Below are 22735 nucleotides of genomic sequence, written 5' to 3'. Positions count from 1 at the left end.
GTCTTACTCAGCTTACGGTCACAATTGGCGAACCGCTCGCTGTTGGGCCAGGACCGTTATCGCTTCGGACCGCCTGTTCACTTTCGGAAGCCAACCGCATGGCTTCTTCGATCAGCGTCTCGACGATCTGGGCTTCGGGCACGGTCTTGATCACCTCACCCCGAACGAAGATCTGACCCTTGCCATTTCCGGAGGCAACGCCGAGATCGGCTTCGCGGGCCTCCCCCGGGCCGTTCACCACGCACCCCATCACGGCGACCCGCAGTGGCACATCGAGGCCGTCCAGCCCCGCGGAGACGGCGTTGGCCAGGGTGTAGACGTCGACCTGGGCGCGACCGCACGACGGGCACGACACGATCTCGAGCCCACGCGGTCGCAGGTTGAGCGATTCGAGAATCTGAATACCGACCTTGACTTCCTCGACCGGTGGCGCCGACAAAGACACCCGGATGGTGTCGCCGATGCCGCGCGACAACAGGGCGCCGAACGCCACCGCCGACTTGATGGTGCCCTGGAAGGCCGGCCCGGCCTCGGTGACGCCGAGGTGCAGCGGGTAGTCGCATTGCGCGGCCAGCTGTTCGTAGGCGGCGACCATCACGACGGGGTCGTTGTGCTTGACGCTGATCTTGATGTCGCCGAAGCCGTGCTCCTCGAACAGCGAGGCCTCCCACAGCGCCGACTCGACCAGCGCCTCGGGCGTCGCCTTGCCGTACTTTTCCATGAACCGCTTGTCCAGCGAGCCGGCGTTGACGCCGATGCGGATCGGGATTCCGGCCGCGCCCGCCGCCTTCGCGACCTCACCGACCCGGCCGTCGAACTCCTTGATGTTGCCCGGATTGACCCGCACCGCAGCACATCCGGCGTCGATCGCGGCGAAGATGTACTTCGGCTGGAAGTGGATGTCGGCGATCACCGGGATCTGGCTGTGCCGGGCGATCTCGCCCAGCGCGTCGGCATCCTCCTGACGCGGGCAAGCCACCCGGACGATGTTGCAGCCCGCGGCCGTCAGCTCGGCGATCTGCTGCAGCGTGGTGTTGACCTCGTGAGTCTTGGTGGTGCACATCGACTGCACCGAAATCGGGTGGTCGCTGCCAACCCCGACGTCGCGCACCATCAATTGGCGCGTCTTACGCCGGGGTGCGAGCGTGGGCGCCGGAGCCTCCGGCATGCCCAAGCCAATGTCCACTGTTTTCAATTCCTTCGGTTGGTTACTGAAAGAGCCTGATCGGGTTGACCAGATCCGCGGTCACAGTCAGCAGCATGTAGCCGACCACAAACACCAAGACCACGTAGGTCGCTGGCATCAGCTTGAGGTAGTTCACCGGCGCCGCCGCGACCAGGCCGCGGGTGGACCGCACCAGGTTTCGCAGCTTTTCGAACACCGCGACCGCGATGTGACCGCCGTCGAACGGCAGCAGCGGCAACAGGTTGATCGCGCCCAGGATCAGATTCAACTGAGCCAGGAAGAACCAGAACGCCACCCACAACCCGTGATCGACGGTGTCGCCGCCGATGATGCTGGCCCCGACGACGCTCATCGGCGTCTCCGGGTCGCGCTGCCCACCGCCGATCGCGTGCACCAGCGCACCGACCTTCGTCGGGATCGCGACCAGCGCCTTGCCCACCTCAACAGTCAGGTCGCCGGTGAAGGAGAAGGTGGCCGGGATGGCGGCCAGCACGCCGTAACGCGTCGGCGTGACCTTGACCGCACCGACACCCATGGCGCCGACCGTCGACGCCGCGGGCTTTCCGTCCTGGCCGTTGGCCACAAAGCGCTCGGTTTGGGTGATATCGACGTAAACGGTGATCGGGGTGCCATCCCGCTCGACGACGACCGGCACCCTGCCGTGCAGCTTGCGGATCGCGGCGGCCATGTCGTCGAAGGTGGACACCGAGGTGTCACCGACCTTGACGACGACGTCGCCGGCCCGGATGCCGGCCAGCGCGGCCGGGCCGGGACCGGTGCAGCTCCCGATCTTGCCGGGTGCCGTTTCCGGTGCGATACAAGCGGTTTCGCCGACAGTGGCCTTGGTGGGTGGGTGCAGGTTGGGCAGCCCCCAGACCATTGCGATGAGGTAGATCAGCACGAGGCAGATGATGAAGTTCATGCCCGGGCCGGCGAACAGCACCGCGACGCGCTTCCACGTCGTCTGCTTGTACATCGCCCGCTCGGATTCGTCGGGCGCCAGGTCCTCGACCGGGGTCATCCCGGCGATGTCGCAGAACCCACCCAGCGGAACGGCCTTGACGCCGTATTCGGTCTCGCCGCGCCGGGTCGACCACAGCGTGGGACCGAAGCCGACGAAATAGCGGCGCACCTTCATGCCGGTGGCGCGCGCGACCCACATGTGGCCACACTCGTGCAGGGCCACCGAGATCAGGATGGCCAGCGCGAACAGCACAATGCCGATTGCGAACATCATCAGGCGCTAGGACCTCTCTAAGACCATTCCCGAAACTTTTTTGGTGACTCCCGCGGGGCTTGCGGTTGTGACCGCGCGCTGCGCTCGCTCCCGCGCCCAGCGCTGCGCGTCTAGTACCTCATCCACGTTAGCGGGTGAAACGGCCCATTGGTCGGCGGCGCTCAGCACGTCGGCGATTGTTCTGACGATGGCCGGAAAGCCGATGCGGCCGTCCAGGAAGGCCGCCGCGGCTTCTTCGTTGGCGGCGTTGTAGACCGCGGTCATGCAGCCGCCGGTCTCACCGGCGTGCCGGGCCAGCTCAACGGCCGGGAAAACATCGCTGTCCAGCGGCTCGAATTCCCAGCTAGAGGCCGTGCTGAAGTCGCAGCTCGCGGCGGCCCCGGTCACCCGTCGCGGCCAGCCCAGCGCCAACGAAATGGGCAGCTTCATGTCCGGCGGGCTGGCCTGGGCGATCGTCGAGCCATCGATGAATGTGACCATTGAATGAACAATCGACTGGGGGTGCACCACGACCTCGATGCGGTCGTAGGGGATGCCGAACAGCAGGTGGGTTTCGATGAGTTCGAGCCCCTTGTTGACCAGCGACGCCGAGTTCAGGGTGTTCATCGGGCCCATTGACCAGGTCGGATGCGCACCAGCCTGCTCAGGCGTGACGGCCTCCAGGTCGGCGGCGGCCCAGCCGCGGAATGGCCCACCCGAGGCGGTCAGCACCAGCTTGGCGACCTCGTCGGGTTCGCCACCGCGCAGGCATTGGGCCAGCGCGGAGTGCTCGGAGTCCACCGGCACGATCTGACCCGGTTGTGCCGCCTTCAGCACCAGCGGACCGCCCGCGATCAGCGATTCCTTGTTAGCCAGCGCCAGCCGCGCACCCGCGTTCAGTGCCGCCAGGGTCGGTCGCAGGCCCAGCGCCCCGACCAGGGCATTGAGCACGACGTCGGCTTCGGTCTGCTCGACCAGCCGGGTGACGGCTTCGGGACCGTGGAAGGCGACGTCTCCGAGTGACGCGGCCGCGTGTTCGTCGGCGACGGCGATGTTCGTCACTCCGGTCTCGGCGCGCTGTCGCGCCAGCGTGTCCAGGTTCGCTCCGCCGGCCGCCAGCCCGACGACCTCGAAGCGATCCGGGTTAGCGGCGATGACCTCGAGCGCCTGGGTGCCGATCGAGCCGGTGCTGCCCAACACGAGCACGCGGATGGGGCCGTCGGCCGGCGCTTCGGTCCTCGGGTTGGTCACTCACTCATTGTGCAGCGTCGACCCGGCGACAGCGGCGGTCCGCAGCAAAGCTGCAATCTCAACCCATCCGTGATGGCGGTCACTCCGAATGCCTGTTGTTTGACAGCGAGGCGGCGACCAGCGCCGCCTACAGGGGAAGGAATCAAAAACGTGGTCATGAATATTCAGGCCAGGACCATCGCGGCGGCGAGCCTCGCGGCCGTCGCGATCGTAGGTTTCTCGGGATGCTCGAGCAACAAACCCACGGCCGGCAGCAGCAGTTCCAGCAGCGTCCAACCCGTGACCAGCAGCATGGCGGTGCCGCCCACCACGTCCGCGATGGCGGACCCCGCGACGGAATTGATCGGAACCGGGTGCTCGGCCTACGCCACGCAGAATCCCACCGGTCCGGGATCGGTGGCGGGCATGGCGCAGGATCCCGTCGCGACCGCGGCCTCGAACAACCCGATGCTCACCACGCTGACCTCGGCGCTTTCGGGCAAGCTCAACCCACAGGTGAATCTGGTGGACACCCTGAACAACGGCCAGTACACGGTGTTCGCGCCGACCAATGCCGCATTCGACAAGCTTCCCGCGGCCACCATCGACAAGCTCAAGACGGATGCCGCACTGCTCAAAAGCATCCTGACCTACCACGTGGTGCAGGGCCAATTGAGTCCAGCCAAAGTCGACGGCACCCACGCGACCTTGCAGGGCGCTAGTTCGACGGTGACCGGCCAAGGAAACGACCTGAAGGTCAACGACGCGGGTCTGGTGTGCGGCGGGGTGCACACCGCGAACGCGACGGTGTACATGATCGACACCGTGCTGATGCCTCCGAGTCAGTAGCGGTCGCCACAGTCATGGCGAGGCAACCCGGCGTCCCGGGTACCTCGCCATTTCTGTGTGCAGTATCGCGAAACTTGTTGACTTCCTGACCAATCCGTGGCATCAGCGACAACGAATAGCAAGTTATGCTGACTCTTGCATTGGTCGGCTTCCTCGGAGGCCTGATCACCGGAATATCGCCCTGCATCCTGCCCGTACTGCCCGTGATTTTCATGTCGGGCGCGCAGACCGAGGCGAAGCCGCCGCCCGACGTCGAAGGCACCGCCGCGGTCCCAACGAAACACGCGCAATCGGCAAGCCTGCGGCCCTACTGGGTAATCGGCGGTCTAGTGCTGAGCTTCGGCGTGGTCACCATGGCGGGCTCGGCTTTGCTGTCGATGCTGCATCTGCCGCAGGATTCGATTCGCTGGGCCGGGTTGGTCGCCCTGCTGGCGATCGGTATCGGACTCATCTTCCCGCGGTTTGAACAACTCCTGGAGCGGCCCTTCTCCCGCCTTCCGCAGAAGCGAATCAATCTAGGCAGCAACGGCTTTGGGCTTGGTCTGGCATTGGGCGTCTTGTATGTGCCCTGCGCGGGCCCGGTTCTCGCCACGATTGTGGTGGCCGGCGCCACCGCAACTATCGGTGCCGGAACGATCGTTCTCACCGGTGCGTTCGCGCTCGGCGCCGCCTTGCCGCTGCTGTTCTTCGCGTTGGCGGGCCGACGGGTGACTAAGCGAGTTCAAGCTTTTCGGCGGCGTCAGCGCGCGATCCGGATCACCGCGGGAGTGGTGACGATCTTGCTCGCAGTGGCATTGGTGTTCGATTTGCCCGCGGCGCTGCAACGCGTGATTCCCGACTACACGGCAGGCCTGCAACAGAAGGTCGGCGGCTCTGACACGATACGTGAAAAACTGAACCTCGGCGGCATCGTCAACGAGCAGAACGCGCAGCTTTCGAACTGCAGCAACGGGGCTTCAGAGCTCGAAAACTGTGGACCTGCACCAGATCTCAAGGGGATCGTGGCGTGGCTGAACACTCCCGGAGATCAGCCGATCACCCTGAATGCGTTGCACGGCAAAGTTGTTCTGATCGACTTCTGGGTGTATTCGTGCATCAACTGCCAACGCGCCATCCCGCATGTCGTCGGCTGGTACCGGGCCTACCGGGATAGCGGCTTGGTGGTCATTGGCGTGCACACGCCCGAGTATGCGTTCGAAAAAGTAACGGACAACGTCGCCAAAGGCGCAGCCGATCTGGGCATCACGTATCCGATTGCCTTGGATAACGGCTTCTCCACCTGGACGAACTACCGCAACCGCTACTGGCCGGCCGAGTATCTGATCGATGCGTCCGGCACCGTGCGCCACATCAAATTCGGAGAGGGCGACTACAACAGCACCGAGGAACTGATCCGGCAGTTGCTCACCGCCGCCACACCCGACGTCGGCCTGCCCCCAGCGGTGGACGCCACCGACAAGACCCCGCAGGCCCAGCTCACGCCCGAGACGTACTTCGGCGTCGGCAAGGTCGTCAACTACGGCGGTGGTGGCGCCTACGACGAAGGCTCCGCGACGTTCGACTACCCACCCGCTCTGGCGGCCGACAAGTTCGCGTTACGCGGCCCGTGGGCGCTCGATTATCAGGGCGCTACAGCCGCCGGCGACGACTCTGCCATCACACTGAACTATCACGCGAAAAACGTCTACGTCGTTGCCGGAGGAACCGGGACCCTCACGGTGCTGCGGGACGGAAAGGCCGCCACACTGCCGATCAGCGGGCCGCCGACCTCACACCAGCTAGTCGCGGGCGATCAAGTGGCGCCCGCGACGCTGGAGGTGCGGCCCAGCAGAGGACTGCAGGTGTTTTCGTTCACCTACGGCTGAATACGCCATCAATCCCGATCGTGAGCAATCCGCAACCCGGACGTCTCGCATGATCGTGAACCTCGGCGCCAGCCCACTTCACACGGTGAGAGCTGGCGTTAGCGAGTCAGACCGCGCGCAGGCAAATCGGCGTATGCCAGAATCTGTGATCAGAAGACGATCCGATCCGAAGGGAATCGCCGTGGCCAGTACCGAGGTGGAGCACTACAACGGCGTCGACCCGGCCGAGGTGCCATCCGCCGCGTGGGGGTGGAGCAAGGTCAACACCCGCACCTGGCACGGCGTCGGCATCTTCGGCGTCATCTTCCTGCTGGCGATGCTGCGCGGCAATCACGTCGGCCACGTCGAGGACAACTTCCTGATCGGGTTCGCCGTCCTCGCACTCGTCATCCTGATCCGCGACATGTGGGGCCGCCGGCGCGGCTGGATCCGCTAGCCCGTCAACGCCGCGCCCGTCGCCGCCACGCACTCACCAGCGCGGCGGCCAGCAGCACCACGATCCACGGCCAGACGCCATGCTGGTGCACCCAGCCGGCCAGCACGCCCTGTAACCGGCCCGCCGCGGTTATCACCGCATCCCGGGGATCCGCCGCGGTGTTGAGCAGCCGCAACTCGTAGAGGCCGTAATAGCCGACGTAGAGCCCCACCACTACCAGCAGTACCCCGCCAATCCGATTGACGAACGGCAGGACCCGCCGCAGCCGATCGGCCAGGGCCGAGCTGGCGGTCGCGGCGGCGACGGCAAGCGCGCCGACCACCAGAGTCAGGCCGGCGACGTAAGCCAGATAGATGGACACCCCGGTGACAACCGACCCGCTCCGCAAACCGGCGGCGGTGACCGCCAGGAACGGCCCGATCGTGCAGGACAGCGACGCGATCGCGTAGCTGATGCCGTAGCCGTACATGCCTACCAGGCGCGATCCCTGCTGCTTTGGAGCCCACCGCGGCCCCAGCTGCCGGGGCGTCAGCGCGGTCAACTCCCGACCCGACAGCAGCCAGATCCCAAGCACGACAAGCACAATGCCGATTGCAACGGTCGCGTACGGCAGGTAACGCTGCACCGTCGTGGCCGCCGAGATGGTCAGCGCGCCGAACAAACCGAACACCGTCAGAAAACCGAGCGCCATCCCCGCGGTTGCGCTCAGTGCACGCAGCAGGCCGGCAAGCGGACTGACGCGTTCGCTGTTGCGCTGCCCGCGGACCACCAGCAGCAGGTAGGCGGGCAGCATCGCAAACCCGCACGGGTTCACCGCGGCCACCAACCCGGCGGCGAACGCCAGACCGATTAGGCCTTGGTTCACTTCAGCGCGGCCACCCGCCCGGCCAGCTCTTGCTGGGACATGGCCGAGGTCGGGTTGTTGACGAACGTCGAGCTGCCGTCCGCCCGGTAGAACACGTACGCCGGCTGCCACGGCACGTTGTAGCGGGCCCAAAGCGAGCCGTCGGCGTCGTTGAGGTTGGTGAAGGTCAGGTTGTACTTGGAGACGAAGTTCTGTTCGGCGCCGACATCAGAATGCCCGGCGATGCCGACGAACGTGACGCCGGGATTGGCGGCCGCTACCTGGCTGACGCCGGGAGCTTCGGCGTTGCAGAACGGGCAGAACGGCGCCCAGAACCACAGCACCGCGGGCTTTCCTTGCAGGCTGGCCCCGTTGAACGGCGCGCCGCTCAGCGTGGTCCCGGTGAACTGCAGCCGGTCGTCGGCGGCCAGCGCGCGCGGCGCGGCGGCCGATATCAGGACAGCCGCGACAAGGCTCGTCACCAAAGCCGCGGCAAACATCTTGACGTGCGCTACCTTGCGAATGGTCATGCCATCCCCCTTTGCTGGACTGCTACCTCACAACACGGCGTAGCCGGCCGACCGGTTCAGCGCTGTAGCTACCCGCCTTCGGCGGCCAGCTGTCCGCACGCGGCGCTGATCTCGCGGCCCCGGGTGTCGCGCACCGTGCACGAGACGCCCTGTGCCCGGACCCGCCGGACGAACTCGCGCTCCACATTCTTGGGGCTGGCATCCCAGTCACTGCCCGGCGTCGGGTTGAGCGGAATCAGGTTCACGTGCGCCAGCGGCCCCAGCGCCCCGTGCAGGCGCTTGCCGAGCAGGTCGGCCCGCCAGGCTTGGTCGTTGACGTCGCGAATCAACGCGTACTCGATCGACACCCGCCGTCCGGTCACGTCGCCGTAGTACCGCGCGGCGTCAAGCGCCTCGCTGATCTTCCACCGGTTGTTGACCGGAACCAGCGTGTCGCGCAGCTCGTCGTCCGGCGCGTGCAGCGACAACGCCAGCGTGACCCCCAGCCGTTCGTCGGCGAGCTTGCGGATCGCCGGGGCCAGGCCGACGGTCGACACCGTCACCGAGCGGGCCGAGATGCCGAACCCGTGCGGCGGCGCCTCCGTGATGCGCCGCACCGCGGCCAGCACCCTGGCGTAATTGGCCAGCGGCTCCCCCATGCCCATGAAGACCACGTTCGACAGCCGGTCACCGAAGTCGTCGCGCAGCGCCACCGCGCAGGCGCGCACCTGTTCCAGGATCTCGGCGGTCGACAGGTTGCGCGTCAGTCCGCCTTGGCCGGTGGCACAAAACGGGCAGGCCATGCCGCAGCCGGCCTGCGACGAGATGCACACGGTGTTTCGCTGCGGGTAGCGCATCATCACCGATTCGAAGGTGGTGCCATCGATGGCCCGCCACAACGTCTTTCGTGTCTGGCCCGCGTCGCAGGTGATTTCGGTGGCGACGCCGATCAGGTTCGGGAACATGGTCTCGGCGATCACGTCGCGTACGGCCGCCGGCAGGTCGGTCATCTGCCGCGGATCCGCGATCAGCCGGCCGTAGTACTGGTGAGCGAGCTGCTTGGCCCGAAACGCCGGCAAGCCCAGCTCCGCGACGGCCGAGGCTCGCCCACTCGCATCGAGGTCGGCAAGGTGCCGCGGCGGCAGGCCGCGGCGCGGGGCGTCGAACACCAATTCTTGAACCATGACGTGACCAGTATCGGCCTTCTCAGGCGGGCAGCAAGGTGAACAGCGTCCAGGCCGCGACCGCCGACGGAAGCACACCGTCGAGGCGGTCCATCAGGCCGCCGTGCCCGGGAAGCAGTCGGCCCATGTCCTTGATGCCGAGGTCGCGCTTGACCTGAGATTCCACCAGATCGCCAAGCGCGCAGGTCAGCACCAACACGAAGCCCAGCACCACACCCTCCCACGGCGGTCGGCACACCAGAAAAGTCGCGATCAGAAACGCCGCGGTGATGCCGCAGACCAGCGAACCGCCAAGTCCCTCCCACGACTTCTTCGGGCTGATCGTCGGAACCAGTGGATGCTTGCCGAACAGCACGCCGAATGCGTAACCACCCACGTCGGAGGCGACGACCGTCATCATCAGGCAGAACACCCGCGCCGCGCCCTCGGACGGGTGATAGACCAGCAGCGCGTTGAAGGAGGCGAACAGCGGAACCCATGCGGTCAGGAATATGGTGGCCGACGCGTCGCGCAGGTAGTTCGACGGGGGTGGCGGGCCGGCGGCCGGATCGTGGTGCCTACTTTCGTCGTGCATGAACAGCCGCCAAAACATGCAGACCACCACCGTGGCGCCGAAACCGGCCAACGCCCCGCGAGCACCGTATGGCCAGGTCAGCCAGACCGTGACCTGGCCGCCGACCAGCAGCGGGACCACCGGGATGACGTAGCCTGCCTCGCGCAGCCGCCGCACCACCTCATGGCTGGCGATCAAGATCGCCCCAGCGCACAGGACCACCCAGTAGCGCGGCGCGAACATCAGCGTGACAACGACAAGTCCCCCGGTGAACAGCCCAACCGCGAATGCGGCGGGCAGGTCTCGCCCCGCCCGGGACGTCTTGCGGGTCGGCCCCGGCGTCGGTTCGCTGGACGCCCGCGCGTCGGACGGGGTGCCTGCGCCAGCATCGGAGGTTGCCACGGAGTTGGTTGCTGAGCGGCCGCTAGACCTCCAGCAGCTCGCCTTCTTTGTGCTTGACCAGCTCTTCGATCTGGGTGACGTACTGCTGAGTCGTCTTGTCCAGGTCCTTCTCCGCGCGGCCGACCTCATCTTCGCCGGCTTCGCCGTCCTTGCGGATCCGGTGCAGCTCTTCCATCGCTTTGCGACGGATGTTGCGCACCGAGACCTTGGCGTCCTCGCCCTTGCCCTTGGCCTGTTTGACCAGCTCGCGGCGGCGTTCCTCGGTCAGCTGCGGCACCGCCACCCGAATCAGGGTGCCGTCGTTGCCAGGATTTACGCCGAGGTCGGAGTTGCGGATCGCCGTCTCGATGGCCTGCAGCTGGCTGGCCTCGTACGGCTTGATCACGACCAGCCGCGCCTCGGGGACGTTGATGCTGGCCAGCTGGGTGATCGGGGTGTTCGTGCCGTAGTAGTCGATGACGATCCGGTTGAACATGCCCGGATTGGCGCGGCCGGTCCGGATGCTCGACATGTCGTCCCGCGCCACCGACACTGCTTTCTCCATTTTCTCTTCGGCGTCGAAGAGAGCCTCATCGATCATGTGCGCCGCTCCTCCTGGTCCTGCATCGTGCATCGTCGCAAGCGCGGATCATCGCGTCTTCCCCTCAAGTGGTAACTAGCGTTCCGATCTTCTCACCAGCGACCGCCCGAGCGATATTGCCGTTAGTCAGCAGGTTGAACACCAAGATCGGCATGCCATTGTCCATACACAGGCTGAACGCCGTCGCATCGGCCACCCGCAACCCTCGGTCGATGACTTCTCGATGACTGATCACGGCGAGCAACTCGGCGTTGGGATCCTGCCGCGGGTCGGCGGTGAACACACCGTCGACGGCCTTGGCCATCAGCACCACGTCCGCGCCGATCTCCAGGGCGCGCTGCGCGGCCGTCGTGTCGGTGGAGAAATACGGCAGCCCCATGCCGGCCCCGAAGATGACGACGCGGCCCTTCTCCAGGTGCCGGACCGCCCGCAACGGGATGTAGGGCTCGGCCACCTGGCCCATCGTGATGGCGGTCTGGACGCGGGTGGCGATGCCTTCCTTCTCCAGAAAATCCTGCAGCGCAAGACTGTTCATCACGGTGCCGAGCATGCCCATGTAGTCCGAACGGGTGCGCTCCATGCCGCGCTGCTGAAGTTGAGCGCCCCGGAAGAAGTTGCCACCGCCGATCACGACGGCGACTTGCACACCGTCGCGGACCACCTCGGCGATCTGTCGGGCCACCTGCGCCACGACATCGGGATCCAGTCCGACCTGGCCGCCGCCGAACATTTCGCCGCCAAGCTTGAGCAACACTCTCGAATACTTAGCCGGGTTCGGCGGGTCTTCGTGGTCGGCTGCGGATGCCGGAACGCCGTTAGCGCTCGTAGGCTCAGGCTGCGTCATCAGACTCCTCGCATGACAGTGCCATCCCAGGCGACCCCACCCGGAACGGCCGTTCATATCCTGCCCCATCGCAGCACAATCTGGCGCCAGCGGGGTGCATTATCTGTGCGGGTCGCGAGCCGGGTCGCTGCCTTCACCTGTCGGCGCAGGTCACGCTCGGAAGAGTCGCTTTCACGACTTTGCCTCCGGCATCAGATGTTTGAGCTCTCGGCGGCCCGGGAACACGTCATTACGCGGCGGGGAAACCACGGCTTTGAGAAGCAGGGCCGGACATGCCGTATGACCGAATCGATCGTTTAGCCGATCGTACGAGCGCGTCAGTCGCTCACCCCCACGTACGCCACAGGAGGAATCACCCATGGCCGACCACGAAAACTCCGGACCCGCGGAAGCCGTCAAGGGCGTCGTCGAGGACGTCAAGGGGAAGGTCAAGGAAGCCGCCGGTGCTCTGGCCGGACGCGACGACCTCACCCGCGAGGGCCAGGCCCAGCAGGACAAGGCGGAGGCCCAGCGCGACGCGGCAAAAAAGGAAGCCGAAGCCGAAGCCGACGCCGCGCGCGGCGCCGCGAAGGTCGCCGAGGAGCGCCAGAAGTCCAACCAATAGCGTGATTCGAGGATGGGTCCGGCCCGTTTTGACGGGCCGGACCCGTCGACTTTTCGGGAGCCGATCTCCGCTCCATCCAGGCAAAACCATTCCTATGAATCGCCTGTCTAAGCCGGTATTCGCGCGAACACGAGCAAAAAAGAAGGCATAGTTGTGTGCGCAATGGGGTACTCAGCGCTGCGCTGACGGCATCTCCTGCGAGTTGCCGGCGCGGTCGGGGGCGGCGACAGACCCTGATGAGGTTTGGAGATGTGTTGGACGTGCTACTGCTTTCCAATGCCGATGATTTCGCATCGGCATTGCCGACCCTGCAGTCGTTGACGCAAACGATCCGGCGCATCCCGCTCTGCGACCAGCTTGACGGACATCATGACAGTGCTGACGTAGCAATCATCGACGCGCGCACCGACCTGGCGGCAGCCCGCAACGTGTGTCGCGGCCTGACGGCCAACACACCGGCCATCGCGGTCGTGGCCGTCGTTGCCCCCGCGCATTTCGCATCCGTGGACGTCGACTGGCGCATCGACGATGTGATGTTGCCCGCCACCGGCGCGGACGAGTTGGAGGCGCGGCTGCGGCTGGCGATCAAGCGGCGCCGCAGCGCGGTGGACGGGTCGCTGAAGTTCGGTGATCTCGTTCTGCACCCGGCAAGTTTCGCCGGGTCGCTGTGCGGCAAGGATCTCCGCCTGACCGTCACCGAGTTCAAGCTGCTGAATTTCCTTGTGCAACATGCCGGTCGGGCATTCAGCCGCACCCGGCTGATGCACGAGGTCTGGGGATACGACTCCAACGGACGCGTCCGCACCGTCGATGTTCACGTGCGACGGCTGCGCGCAAAGCTTGGACGCGAACACGAATCGATGGTCGACACGGTCCGCGGTGTGGGCTACATGGCGGTGACGCCACCGCACCCGCAGTGGATCGTCAACGACACCGGGCCAAGTCCCAACCTCAACGGCATTCACCGCTGACACAGCGTATGCGGTTATTTTCCAAGTACTTTCGCGTGTCAGGCGAATAGCGGCAGCGCACGCTTGCGTGCCAGCGCGTCCATTCCCTGCTGAATGCCGTTTTGGGCCTCTCGGTACTTGCTGTCGACGTAGGCGTCGTCCTCAGCGCTCGCCGCATCGTGGTCCAGCTCAACCGCCGGCATGAATCGCGTTCTGATTTTGGCCGGCAGCGGCAGCTGCGGAAGTGCGGCGGGTGCGAGGCCCCACGGCAGTGAGACCGCCAGTGGAAATACCTTGAGCCGCAGCAGCCGGTCGAGTTGTAACGCCTTCGACAGGCGGTCACCGCGGATCAGCACGGGCATGGCGTCCGCGCCGCCGACCGTCGCGATCGGCACGATCGGCACGCCAGCGCGAATCGCCATCTTCACGAAGCCTTTGCGCCCCGCCAGGTTGGCATGGTCACGCTCGACCCAAGGGCGCAGCGAATCCACTTCTCCGCCAGGCCATAGCGCGACATCTCGCCCCTCGGCCAGCGCCGTGGCAATGGCGTCCGGGGCGGCCGGAAGCACTCCCATCGACCGGAAGTAGCGCCCGATAAGCGGGATGGCCATCAGCGCGTCGTGAGCCGTCCCATGCAGTGGGCGTTCTTGGCCGAATCGTCGCCACCACTGGATGCCAACGGTCCAGGCATCCCAGACAAATGGGGCGCCAGAGTGAATTCCGACCAACAGCGCCGGCGGCTCGGGAACGTGGTCCCAGCCGTCGATTTCCATCCGAAACCAATAGTCGACCAACAGATTCCAGGCAAACTTCTGCCGTTGCAGGGTGGTCTCGTCCTGGCCGCTCAGATCCCATTCAGCGGCTCGCTGCGCCACCCAGCCGCTCACTCCGCCGCGCTGATCGCTGCGCTTTTCCTCCATTGTCGCCCGGGCCTGTTCGGCATGTCGTTCCGCTTGTTCGCGTACCGAAGCCGGTCTGTGATCTGCACGACTCATTACTGACGGGTACCCAGCGCAGTCATATCCAATTCGTCCAATACTCACCAAAATGCTTGGGACACCGATGCAGAACTCCCCGCGCCACAGTGTGCGGCGCGGGGAGTTCTTTTCGGCAACTAGGCCCTAGCCAGGCTTAGGTGTGCGCTGGCGCTGCGGGCGCCGGGCCCGGCGGCATGCCAGGCGCCGGGGTTGCGTTCGGCGCTGCGGGCTCCGAGCCACCCTGCATGTTCGACGTCCAGATCAGGACATCTTGCGCGCCCTCGTTGTATGCGACACCGTTCGGCGGTGCGCCCGTCACGTCGAAGTACAGCGTGCCGGTCGACTCGCTACCCTGCTGGATCGGCGCCGGGTTAAGGCTGCCGGGAGCCTGAACCTTGTCGATCACCCGGTAGTTCTGACCGTTGGGCCCGCGGGCGATGAAGTCGTTCACCATCGGGGTGACCAGACCGCCATCCGAGCGGGCGGCGACATCCACCTGATACAGCGTGCCCTTCGGCGTGTAGCCGGGGATCGCCGCATTGCTCGGATGCAGGTTGCTCACCGTGTAGTTCGTGATCAGCGGCCCCTGAATGAGCTGCTGGCTGGTGCCGAAGCCCTGAATATTGGGCGCCGCGGTTGCGGTCGCTGCGGTGAAAGCGCCGACAGCAGCAATACCGGCGGCTCCGATCACCGATTTCATAGCATTAGAAGTAAACTTCACGCTAAATACCTCTCAGTCCAATCGTTACCATTGTTTCCCCGCGATGACTTACCCCCGGCACGGGTTATCACCGCGCCTTTGCCGCATAGCCATTCCGCAGCTGGTCCAAACATCATGGCTCTGACATGCAGCGATACCATTACTGCGGGAAGATCTTGTCGCCCCAGAATACGCAGAGACCTCAACAACTAAGTTCCGCCCCAAATGCCACAATCGAGATCTGGCAGCGCGAACATGTTCGCTTGCGAATTCGTAAATCACACCGATTACGCGTGCCGAATCCACATATCCACGATCGGCGTACACGACGCCGGCCGGTCGGTGTTGGGCCGTGCTTACGGCCGAACGCCGCGCGGATATGTCAATATCGCTGACATGGGCCAGACCGATGATGCCCCGCTTGGCTATCTGCTCTACCGGGTTGCAGCCGTGCTGCGACCCGAGGTTGCCGCCGTGTTGGGCCCGCTCGGCTTGACACTTCCCGAATTCGTTTGTCTGAGAATCCTTTCAACGTCCCCGGGGCTGTCCAGCGCCGAGCTGTCGCGCAACACCAACGTCACACCGCAGGCGATGAATACGGTGCTGCGCCGGCTGGAGGAGGTTGGCGCCGTGGAACGGCCGACGTCGGTGTCCTCGGGCCGGGCGCTACCGGCCACGCTGACCAGTCAGGGGCGCACCCTGCTGAAGCGCGCCGAAGCCGCGGTCCGCAGCGCCGACGACCACATCCTGGCCAAGCTGACCGCCGCGCAGCAACGCGAATTCAAGCGGATGCTGGAAAAGCTCGGCTCCGACTGATCGCGGCTACTCGGCCGCCTGGATCCGTGCCCACGGCAGTGCCTCTTCGAGCTCGTAGGCGAGTTCGAGCAGCAGCGCTTCCTGCCCCAGGTCGGCGGCGAGCATCATGCCGACGGGCATCCCCTCGGCTGACTGCGCCAGCGGCAACGAAATCGCCGGATCCCCGGTGACGTTCTGCAGCGGCGTGAACCCCACCCAATCGATCAGCCGGTCCATCACCTGCTGGTAGTCGGTGGGCGCCAGGTGACCAACTCGCGGTGTCATGTCGGCGAGCGTCGGGGTGAGCAACACATCGTAGGTTTGGTAGAACTCGGCGCTGCGCCGGCGCATTCTGCGCAATCGCACGATGGCCGCCGGCAGCCGGTGCAGGTTGCGACCGGTGTGGCGCTCCAGGCCCAGCGTCAAGGCGTCCAGCCGGGTGCGGTCGAAGGTGTTGCCGAACACGCGCCGCCCGATGCGCACCTGCGCCAGCGCGAGAAATCCCCAATAGAGGATGAAGTCGTCGACGAAGCTGTCCGGCACCGGGTGCTCATCGATGTGTTCGACGCGATGCCCCAGCTCTTCGAGCACCCCGGCGGACTTGAGGGTCAGCTCCTTGAGCTCCTGGCCGCACTCGCGCCGGACCGAACGGGTCGCCACGGCGATCCGCAGCCGCTGCCGGCCGCGCCCGGTGACGTCGCCGACGGGTGACAGCTTGGAATTACGCCAGATCCGTTCGGCCTCCCGGTAGAAAGCCGCGGTGTCACGCACGGAGCGGGTCAGCACGCCGTTGGCGACCATGCCCACCGGCATCCGCCGCAACTCCGCGTCCAGCGGCAGCCTGCCGCGCGACGGCTTGAGGCCGACAATCCCGTTGCAGGCGGCCGGAATTCGGATCGAGCCGCCGCCGTCGTTGGCGTGAGCGATCGGCACCACCCCGGCGGCGACGAACGCCCCCGATCCCGACGATGAAGCCCCGGCCGTGTAGTCGGTGTCCCACGGGTTGCGCACCGGCCCGAGCCGCGGGTGCTCGGCGGCGGCGCTGAACCCGAACTCCGACATCTGCGTCTTGCCCAGCGGCGTCGGCCCGGTGGCCAGATACACCTGGGTGAACTCGCCGTCGGCAACGGCATTGCGGGGCGCCCACGCGTCGGCGCCGCGCATTGTCGGCTGACCGGCGACGTCGACGTTGTCCTTGAGGAACGTCGGCACCCCTTCGAAAAACCGGGCCGAGGCACTCGCAGGCTTCGCCGACGCGGTCGCCCGCGCTTGCTCAAAGGCCTTGTACACCAAGCCATTCAGGGCAGGGTTGACGGCCTCGGTGCGAGCAATCGCAGCCTCGATGACGTCAGTTCTGCCGACCCAGCCGGCTCGGATGGCCTCGCTGAGACCGATGGCGTCGAGATCCCCGAGGGCGTCATCACCGAAAGCGTGCACACGTCGCATGGCACTGACGCTAGCCGCTCACGTCGCCGCGCTTAGGTTTGACCCACCTCGAAGCGAACGAACCGGGTCACCGTGACGCCGGCCTCCTCGAGCAGAGCCTTGACGGTCTTCTTGTTGTCGGACACCGACGGCTGCTCGAGCAGCACGGAGTCCTTGAAGAAGCCGTTCAGCCGGCCCTCGATGATCTTGGGCAGCGCCTGCTCCGGCTTGCCTTCGGCCTTCGCGGTCTCCTCGGCGATCCGCCGCTCACTGGCCACCACGTCCTCGGGGACGTCGTCGCGGGACAGGTAGCGGGCCTTCAGCGCGGCGATCTGCAGCGCGACGGTGTGCGCAGCCTCGGCACCATCGCCGGTGTATTCGACGAGCACACCCACGCCCGGCGGCAGGTCCGCGGCGCGCTTGTGCAGGTAGGTCTCGACGGTGCCGTCGAAGAAGGCGGCACGGCGCAGTTCCAGCTTCTCGCCGATCTTGGCCGACAGGTCGGCGACGGCCTGCTCGACGGTAGTTGTCGCCCCACCCCCGGGAATAACAGCCGCCTTGAGCGCGTCAACGTCTGCAGCCTTGGATTGGGCTGCGGCGGAAACGATCTCGTCGGCCAGCTGCTGGAATTCCGCGTTCTTGGCGACGAAGTCGGTCTCGCTGTTCAGCTCGATAAGCGCGCCGCCCTTGGCCGCGACCAGACCTTCGGCCGTGGCACGCTCGGCGCGCTTTCCGACATCCTTGGCGCCCTTGATCCGGAGTGCCTCGACCGCCTTGTCGAAGTCGCCGTCGGTTTCGGCCAGTGCGTTCTTGCAGTCCAGCATGCCCGCACCGGTGAGCTCACGAAGACGCTTGACGTCGGCAGCGGTGAAGTTCGCCAATGATCAGCCTTCCTATGAGGATTCAGGGGTTGTTTCGGTTGCAGCTCCAACGGCGTCGGTGGTGGCTGTGGTTGTCGCAGTCGTAGTGGCGGAAGCCAGCAGTTCCTGCTCCCACTCGGCGAGCGGCTCTGCGGACTCCGCCTCGGGCTTGCCGTCGCCGCGGCCCACGCCGGCACGGGCTTGCAAGCCTTCGGCGACCGCGGAGGCGATCACCTTGGTCAGCAGCGCCGCCGAGCGGATCGCGTCGTCGTTGCCCGGGATCGGGTAGTCGACCTCGTCGGGGTCGCAGTTGGTGTCCAAGATCGCGATGATCGGGATGTTGAGCTTGCGAGCCTCCGCGACCGCGAGATGCTCCTTGTTGGTGTCGACGACCCAGATGGCCGAGGGCACCTTCGCCATGTCACGGATACCGCCGAGGCTGCGCTCCAGCTTGTTCTTCTCGCGGGTCAGCATCAAGATTTCTTTCTTGGTGCGTCCCTCGAAGCCACCCGTCTGCTCCATCGCCTCGAGCTCCTTGAGGCGCTGCAGGCGCTTGTGCACGGTGGAGAAGTTGGTGAGCATGCCGCCCAGCCAGCGCTGGTTCACGAACGGCATGCCGACGCGGGTCGCCTCGGCCGCGACGGACTCCTGCGCCTGCTTCTTGGTACCGACGAACATGATGCTGCCACCGTGGGCGACGGTCTCCTTGACGAACTCGTACGCCTTGTCGATGTAGGTCAGCGTCTGCTGCAGGTCGATGATGTAGATGCCGTTGCGGTCGGTGAAGATGAACCGCTTCATCTTGGGGTTCCAGCGTCGGGTCTGGTGCCCGAAGTGGGTGCCGCTGTCCAGCAGCTGTTTCATGGTCACGACGGCCATGGTGATGCCATTCCTTTGTGTCGGTTGTCGCCCGGCATCGGGTGAAGCCAGGCCCTGGCGCCTGCTGCGATGCCGGACCCTGTTACGGGACCGCCCGGCATGCGCTGCGTTCTCCTAGTGGAACGGGAGACGCGGGGCAGACGCGCGAAGTCAGCCCGCGAACGAGCTGCGACGAGCAGTTTACACCGACTCAGCTGGTGCTTTTTCCCCAGCACATTGTCCACAGTGCGGCTTGCGTACACAGATTCGGCAAACACGGGTGGCCATGTCGTCGACGTCGCGCTGAACTCATGGGGTGCGGTGGGCGGCGCTGATCGTGAGCTCCACCCTGGCTCTGGCCCTGATCTGCGCATTCCCGGCGGCGGCGGACGAGGTCCGGCTGGATTGGCCGCTGCGGCCGGCCCCGGCCGTCGTCCGGGGATTCGACGCCCCGTCGCCCAACTGGCATCCCGGGCACCGCGGCGTGGACCTGGCGGGTCGTCCCGGCCAGCCCGTCTACGCCGCCGGCGGCGCGACCGTGGTGTTCGCCGGGCTACTGGCGGGACGGCCGGTGGTGTCGCTGGCTCATCCGGGCGGGTTGCGCACCAGCTACGAGCCGGTCCGGGCGAACGTCCGCGCCGGTCAGCAGGTGACGGCGCAGACAGTGATCGGCGAGTTGGTCGCCGGGCACAGCGGGTGCCGGGCGGCGGCCTGTCTGCATTGGGGCGCGATGTGGGGCCCGGCGTCGGGCGCCGGCTACGTCGATCCGCTGGGCCTGCTCCGGGCGACGCCGATTCGGCTCAAGCCGTTAGGAGACTAGGCGCGCGGGTGTGCCTGATCGTGCACCGCCCGCAACCGCGACACCGCGACATGGGTGTAGAGCTGCGTAGTCGCCAAGCTGGAATGGCCCAGCAGCTCCTGGACGACGCGCAGGTCAGCCCCGCCTTCGAGCAGATGCGTGGCGGCGCTGTGTCGCAGCCCGTGTGGCCCCATGTTGGGCGCGCCGTCCACCGCGGCAATGGTCTGGTGCACGACGGTGCGCGCCTGCCGCACATCGAGCCGACGCCCTCGCGCGCCCAGCAACAGCGCCGGCCCGGAGTCCGCGGTGACCAGGGCGGGACGCCCGTCGGCCAGCCAGGAGTGCAGCGCGTCGGCAGCCGGCACCCCGAACGGCACGGTCCGCTGTTTGTTGCCCTTTCCGAGGACTCGCACCACGCGGTGGCCGTTGTCCACGTCATCGATATCCAGGCCGCACAGCTCGCTCACCCGAATCCCGGTGGCGTACAACATCTCGACGATCAGCCGGTCCCGCAGGGCCAGCGGATCTCCTTGTTCGGCACCGGATTTCGCGGCGGCCATGGCGTCGGCAGCCTGATCCTGACGCAGCACCGCCGGCAGGGTGCGGTGCGCCTTCGGCACCTGCAGCCGCGCGGCGGGGTCCACAATCAGCAGGCCGCGCCGCAGTGCCCACGCGGTGAACGCCTTGACCGCCGACGTGCGGCGGGCCAGCGTGGTGCGCGCGGCGCCGGCCACCGCGCCGGTGGACAGCCACGTCCGCAGCAGCGGCAGATTCAAACCGTCCAGGGCAGCACCGTGGCTGTCGAGGAAGGCGAACAACGAACGCAGATCACCCAGATACGCGCGGCGAGTATGTGCTGAACGCAGGCACTGCAAATCCAGGTACTCGTCGAACTCCTCAAGAATCGCCTGCACTCCCCCACGGTCGCAGGCCGGGACCGTCGCGTCAGTCGACGCGCCGAAGCGTGTCCGGGGTGAGATCTTTCACGGTCGGATAGCCGTCGACGGCCATGATGAGATCGGCTTCGGCCAGCAGCGAGCGCAACACGTGCACGATCCCGTCGGCCCCGCCGAGCGACAGACCGTAGGCGTAGGGACGACCGATCCCGACGGCGGTCGCGCCCATGGCCAGCGCCTTGACGATGTCGGCGCCGCTGCGGATCCCCGAGTCGAACAGCACCGGCAAGCCGTCGGCCGCCTCGACCACACCCGGCAGGCAGTCCAGCGCGGGCAGACCGCCGTTGGCCTGCCGCCCGCCGTGCGTGGAACAGTAGATCCCGTCGACGCCACCGTCCCTGGCGCGCCGGGCGTCGTCGGGATGGCAGATGCCCTTGATGATCATCGGCAGGTCGGTCAACGACCGCAGCCAGGGCAGGTCGTTCCAGGTCAACGGGTTTCCGAAGGTCGTTATCCACTGCAGCACGGTGCCTTGCGGATCCTCCTCGGGCGGGCGCGCCAAGCTGGCGCGAAACACCGGATCGCTGGTGTAGTTGCTCAGGCAGAGCCCCCGCAATTGGGGAAAGTTGGCCGTGGTGAGGTCGCGCGGGCGCCACCCGGGAATCCAGGTGTCGAGGGTGACGACGATGCCTTTGAAGCCGGCGGCTTCGGCCCGCTGCACCAGGCTGGCGGCTAGGTCGCGATCCTTCGGGGTGTACAGCTGGAAGAAGCCGGGAGTATCACCGAACTCCGCGGCAACGTCTTCCATCGGGTCGGCGGTCAGGGTGGAAACAACCATCGGCACACCGGTGGCCGCGGCCGCCCGCGCGGTGGCCAGGTCGCCTCGGCCGTCCTGGCCACAGATGCCGATGACGCCGATCGGCGCCATGAATACCGGAGACGGCAAGGTCAGGCCGAACATCTGCGCCGACAGGTCGCGGTTGGCGGCACCGACGAACATGCGTGGCATCAGACCCCAGTGATCGAACGCCTCCCGGTTTGCCCGCTGAGTGCGTTCGTCGCCGGCGCCACCGGTGACGTAGGACCACACTGACGGCGGCATGGCCTGCTCGGCGCGGGCCTCCAACTCCGCGAAGGCCATCGGCAGCTTGGGCGCTATCCCGGACAGGCCCTGGAAGTAGATCTCGTTCTGGTAGTCCGCGAATGCCATGGGATAGAGAATGCCAGGCGACCGTCAGGCCGACGAGCTTGCCGACTCCGCCTCGGCCAGTTCCTTCTTCCATTGCCGGAAGGTCTCTTCGGTGCGGCCGCGCCGCCAATAGCCGGAGATCGACGCCGCCCACTTGGCGTCGATGCCGCGCTCTTTTCGGATATAGGGCCGCAGGTTGTGCATGACGGCTTGGGCTTCACCGTGGATGAAGACGTGTGGCTGCCCGGGCAGCCACAGCGTGGTGGTGACGGCCTCGATCAGCGGCGCGAAATCGCCGGCGCGGTCGTCGCCGGCCAGATCGGCGCGGCTGCCGCGGTAAATCCAGCTGACCTGTATGCCTTCGGGCGCGGCTAACGGGAGTTCGTCGGCCGGACCGGCTACTTCGATGAACGCCTTGCCGATTGCGGTGGGGGGCAACGCCTCCAGCGCGGTGGCGATGGCCGGCAGCGCGGACTCGTCACCGGCCAGCAGATGCCAATCGGCCGCGGGGTCAGGTGTGTAGGCGCCGCCGGGCCCCATCAGATAAATCACCTGACCGGGTTGGGCGGAGCCCGCCCATGTGCCCGCGACGCCATGCTCGCCGTGCACCACGATGTCCAGCGAGATCTGACAGGCCGCGGCGTCGACCTTGCGAACGGTGATCGTCCGCACCGACGGCCTTTTCTCGGGCGGCAGGACGGCAAAGCTGTCCTGGGTCAGCGGCTGGGGTAACCCGGCCACGTCGATATCGTCGGCGACGAAAACCAACTTGACGTAGGAGTCGGTGAAATTGCTCGGTACGAAGGTCTCGAACTGACTGCTCCCCAACGTCACCCGCACCATGTGCGGTGCGATCTGCTGGGTGGTTACGACTTCGAAACGTTGAAGTGGTCGACCTGCCACATGTCCTCCTGTCCAGACCCGGCCTCAGCCGACTATACGAGTCGAGCCGTCGCCGCAGGTCGGCCGCCACCGCAGTGCGCA

General features: G+C 66.3%; 24 protein-coding genes and 1 pseudogene. 7 read left to right on the top strand and 18 right to left on the bottom strand.

Features of this window, described 5'->3' with window-relative positions:
* Positions 1-7 precede the first annotated feature (7 nt).
* The 4 genes from ispG to DB708_RS28135 all read right to left on the bottom strand — a co-directional run bounded on the left by ispG (position 8) and on the right by DB708_RS28135 (position 3946).
* Positions 8-1186, bottom strand: a complete 1179-nt coding sequence (ispG, locus tag DB708_RS00125; protein WP_108919940.1) for a flavodoxin-dependent (E)-4-hydroxy-3-methylbut-2-enyl-diphosphate synthase — start codon at positions 1184-1186, stop codon at positions 8-10.
* Positions 1187-1208: 22 nt separating this feature from the next.
* A complete protein-coding gene (locus DB708_RS00120) occupies positions 1209-2423 on the bottom strand; it encodes a M50 family metallopeptidase (RefSeq protein WP_108919939.1) in 1215 nt (404 codons plus the stop codon).
* 6 nt (positions 2424-2429) lie between these two features.
* A complete protein-coding gene (gene dxr, locus DB708_RS00115; protein WP_108919938.1) occupies positions 2430-3653 on the bottom strand; it encodes a 1-deoxy-D-xylulose-5-phosphate reductoisomerase in 1224 nt (407 codons plus the stop codon).
* A 164-nt stretch (positions 3654-3817) separates the two neighbouring features.
* The gene (locus tag DB708_RS28135) at positions 3818-3946 is read right to left on the bottom strand and encodes a hypothetical protein (RefSeq protein ID WP_338103964.1); all 129 of its coding nucleotides are present in this window, start codon (positions 3944-3946) and stop codon (positions 3818-3820) included.
* Here DB708_RS28135 and DB708_RS00110 point away from each other — a divergent pair.
* From DB708_RS00110 to DB708_RS00100, 3 genes are all read left to right on the top strand, one after another.
* A complete protein-coding gene (locus tag DB708_RS00110) occupies positions 3945-4481 on the top strand; it encodes a fasciclin domain-containing protein (protein WP_409347540.1) in 537 nt (178 codons plus the stop codon). The two genes, DB708_RS28135 and DB708_RS00110, sit on opposite strands and share 2 nt — an antisense overlap.
* A 125-nt stretch (positions 4482-4606) precedes the next feature.
* A complete protein-coding gene (locus DB708_RS00105; RefSeq protein ID WP_108919936.1) occupies positions 4607-6346 on the top strand; it encodes a cytochrome c biogenesis protein DipZ in 1740 nt (579 codons plus the stop codon).
* Positions 6347-6527: 181 nt separating this feature from the next.
* Positions 6528-6782, top strand: a complete 255-nt coding sequence (locus DB708_RS00100; RefSeq protein ID WP_201263374.1) for a DUF2631 domain-containing protein — start codon at positions 6528-6530, stop codon at positions 6780-6782.
* Positions 6783-6786: 4 nt separating this feature from the next.
* Here DB708_RS00100 and DB708_RS00095 read toward each other — a convergent pair whose 3' ends face one another.
* From DB708_RS00095 to pyrH, 6 genes are all read right to left on the bottom strand, one after another.
* Positions 6787-7647: a cytochrome c biogenesis CcdA family protein gene (locus tag DB708_RS00095; protein WP_108919934.1), complete on the bottom strand. Its 861-nt coding sequence runs from the start codon at positions 7645-7647 to the stop codon at positions 6787-6789.
* Positions 7644-8156, bottom strand: coding sequence for a protein disulfide oxidoreductase (locus DB708_RS00090; protein WP_108919933.1), 513 nt, complete (start codon positions 8154-8156; stop codon positions 7644-7646). Before DB708_RS00090 ends, DB708_RS00095 begins: the two co-directional genes overlap by 4 nt.
* Positions 8157-8224: 68 nt before the next feature.
* Positions 8225-9319, bottom strand: a complete 1095-nt coding sequence (rlmN, locus tag DB708_RS00085) for a 23S rRNA (adenine(2503)-C(2))-methyltransferase RlmN (protein WP_108919932.1) — start codon at positions 9317-9319, stop codon at positions 8225-8227.
* 22 nt (positions 9320-9341) lie between these two features.
* Entirely contained in the window at positions 9342-10274 is a 933-nt protein-coding gene (locus tag DB708_RS00080; protein WP_409347536.1) for a phosphatidate cytidylyltransferase, read from the bottom strand.
* Between the two features lie 22 nt (positions 10275-10296).
* Positions 10297-10854, bottom strand: coding sequence for a ribosome recycling factor (frr, locus tag DB708_RS00075; RefSeq protein ID WP_108919930.1), 558 nt, complete (start codon positions 10852-10854; stop codon positions 10297-10299).
* A gap of 64 nt (positions 10855-10918) precedes the next feature.
* The gene (pyrH, locus tag DB708_RS00070) at positions 10919-11698 is read right to left on the bottom strand and encodes a UMP kinase (protein ID WP_108919929.1); all 780 of its coding nucleotides are present in this window, start codon (positions 11696-11698) and stop codon (positions 10919-10921) included.
* Positions 11699-12056: 358 nt separating this feature from the next.
* Between pyrH and mbp1 the strand changes: the two genes are divergently transcribed.
* Together mbp1 and DB708_RS00060 are read left to right on the top strand one after the other, a co-directional pair.
* Entirely contained in the window at positions 12057-12302 is a 246-nt protein-coding gene (gene mbp1, locus DB708_RS00065; protein WP_108919928.1) for a microaggregate-binding protein 1, read from the top strand.
* 254 nt (positions 12303-12556) lie between these two features.
* Positions 12557-13273, top strand: a complete 717-nt coding sequence (locus tag DB708_RS00060) for a winged helix-turn-helix domain-containing protein (protein WP_165839692.1) — start codon at positions 12557-12559, stop codon at positions 13271-13273.
* 38 nt (positions 13274-13311) lie between these two features.
* On the opposite strand, the gene DB708_RS00055 is transcribed toward DB708_RS00060, so the two are convergent.
* Complete coding sequence (locus tag DB708_RS00055; RefSeq protein WP_108919926.1) at positions 13312-14247, bottom strand: lysophospholipid acyltransferase family protein; 936 nt, start codon at positions 14245-14247, stop codon at positions 13312-13314.
* Between the two features lie 136 nt (positions 14248-14383).
* Positions 14384-14950, bottom strand: a complete 567-nt coding sequence (locus DB708_RS00050; protein WP_108919925.1) for an MPT63 family protein — start codon at positions 14948-14950, stop codon at positions 14384-14386.
* A gap of 375 nt (positions 14951-15325) precedes the next feature.
* On the opposite strand from DB708_RS00050, the gene DB708_RS00045 reads away from it, so the two are divergent.
* On the top strand, positions 15326-15745 hold the full coding sequence (locus DB708_RS00045) for a MarR family winged helix-turn-helix transcriptional regulator (protein WP_108920099.1): 420 nt from the start codon (positions 15326-15328) through the stop codon (positions 15743-15745).
* Between the two features lie 6 nt (positions 15746-15751).
* Here DB708_RS00045 and DB708_RS00040 read toward each other — a convergent pair whose 3' ends face one another.
* The 3 genes from DB708_RS00040 to rpsB are packed head-to-tail and all read right to left on the bottom strand — an operon-like array spanning position 15752 to position 18888.
* Positions 15752-17170 carry an amidase gene (locus DB708_RS00040; RefSeq protein WP_108919924.1) on the bottom strand — a complete coding sequence of 473 codons (1419 nt, stop codon included), beginning with the start codon at positions 17168-17170 and terminating at the stop codon, positions 15752-15754.
* Between the two features lie 32 nt (positions 17171-17202).
* Positions 17203-18030, bottom strand: a complete 828-nt coding sequence (gene tsf / locus DB708_RS00035) for a translation elongation factor Ts (protein ID WP_108919923.1) — start codon at positions 18028-18030, stop codon at positions 17203-17205.
* Between the two features lie 12 nt (positions 18031-18042).
* Positions 18043-18888: a 30S ribosomal protein S2 gene (gene rpsB / locus DB708_RS00030; RefSeq protein WP_108919922.1), complete on the bottom strand. Its 846-nt coding sequence runs from the start codon at positions 18886-18888 to the stop codon at positions 18043-18045.
* A gap of 346 nt (positions 18889-19234) precedes the next feature.
* On the opposite strand from rpsB, the pseudogene DB708_RS00020 reads away from it, so the two are divergent.
* A pseudogene (locus tag DB708_RS00020) lies at positions 19235-19678 on the top strand (M23 family metallopeptidase); the annotation flags it as partial.
* A 5-nt stretch (positions 19679-19683) separates the two neighbouring features.
* On the opposite strand, the gene DB708_RS00015 reads toward DB708_RS00020, so the two are convergent.
* Genes DB708_RS00015 through DB708_RS00005 form a run of 3 tightly spaced genes read right to left on the bottom strand, consistent with a single transcriptional unit; the run spans position 19684 to position 22654 of the window.
* Positions 19684-20580, bottom strand: a complete 897-nt coding sequence (locus DB708_RS00015; protein WP_108919920.1) for a tyrosine recombinase XerC — start codon at positions 20578-20580, stop codon at positions 19684-19686.
* 31 nt (positions 20581-20611) lie between these two features.
* Positions 20612-21772 (bottom strand): alpha-hydroxy-acid oxidizing protein, encoded by a 1161-nt coding sequence (locus DB708_RS00010; RefSeq protein WP_108919919.1) that lies wholly within the window; start codon positions 21770-21772, stop codon positions 20612-20614.
* 24 nt (positions 21773-21796) lie between these two features.
* Positions 21797-22654 carry a siderophore-interacting protein gene (locus DB708_RS00005; RefSeq protein WP_108919918.1) on the bottom strand — a complete coding sequence of 286 codons (858 nt, stop codon included), beginning with the start codon at positions 22652-22654 and terminating at the stop codon, positions 21797-21799.
* Between the last annotated feature and the right edge of the window lie 81 nt (positions 22655-22735).

Source organism: Mycobacterium montefiorense, from assembly GCF_003112775.1.
GTDB classification, from domain to species: Bacteria; Actinomycetota; Actinomycetes; order Mycobacteriales; family Mycobacteriaceae; genus Mycobacterium; species Mycobacterium montefiorense.
This window is presented reverse-complemented; position numbering and strand designations above follow the sequence as displayed.

Coding starts and splice junctions, on each gene's coding strand:
- DB708_RS00110 (WP_409347540.1), top strand. CDS start 3,945: ATGGCGGTGCCGCCCACCACGTCCGCGATGGCGGACCCCGCGACGGAA.
- pyrH (WP_108919929.1), bottom strand. CDS start 11,698: ATGACGCAGCCTGAGCCTACGAGCGCTAACGGCGTTCCGGCATCCGCA.
- rlmN (WP_108919932.1), bottom strand. CDS start 9,319: ATGGTTCAAGAATTGGTGTTCGACGCCCCGCGCCGCGGCCTGCCGCCG.
- DB708_RS28135 (WP_338103964.1), bottom strand. CDS start 3,946: ATGCTGCTGGTCACGGGTTGGACGCTGCTGGAACTGCTGCTGCCGGCC.
- DB708_RS00090 (WP_108919933.1), bottom strand. CDS start 8,156: ATGACCATTCGCAAGGTAGCGCACGTCAAGATGTTTGCCGCGGCTTTG.
- DB708_RS00105 (WP_108919936.1), top strand. CDS start 4,607: ATGCTGACTCTTGCATTGGTCGGCTTCCTCGGAGGCCTGATCACCGGA.
- mbp1 (WP_108919928.1), top strand. CDS start 12,057: ATGGCCGACCACGAAAACTCCGGACCCGCGGAAGCCGTCAAGGGCGTC.
- DB708_RS00010 (WP_108919919.1), bottom strand. CDS start 21,772: ATGGCATTCGCGGACTACCAGAACGAGATCTACTTCCAGGGCCTGTCC.
- DB708_RS00045 (WP_108920099.1), top strand. CDS start 15,326: ATGGGCCAGACCGATGATGCCCCGCTTGGCTATCTGCTCTACCGGGTT.
- DB708_RS00055 (WP_108919926.1), bottom strand. CDS start 14,247: ATGAGTCGTGCAGATCACAGACCGGCTTCGGTACGCGAACAAGCGGAA.
- DB708_RS00120 (WP_108919939.1), bottom strand. CDS start 2,423: ATGATGTTCGCAATCGGCATTGTGCTGTTCGCGCTGGCCATCCTGATC.
- DB708_RS00040 (WP_108919924.1), bottom strand. CDS start 17,170: ATGCGACGTGTGCACGCTTTCGGTGATGACGCCCTCGGGGATCTCGAC.
- rpsB (WP_108919922.1), bottom strand. CDS start 18,888: ATGGCCGTCGTGACCATGAAACAGCTGCTGGACAGCGGCACCCACTTC.
- frr (WP_108919930.1), bottom strand. CDS start 10,854: ATGATCGATGAGGCTCTCTTCGACGCCGAAGAGAAAATGGAGAAAGCA.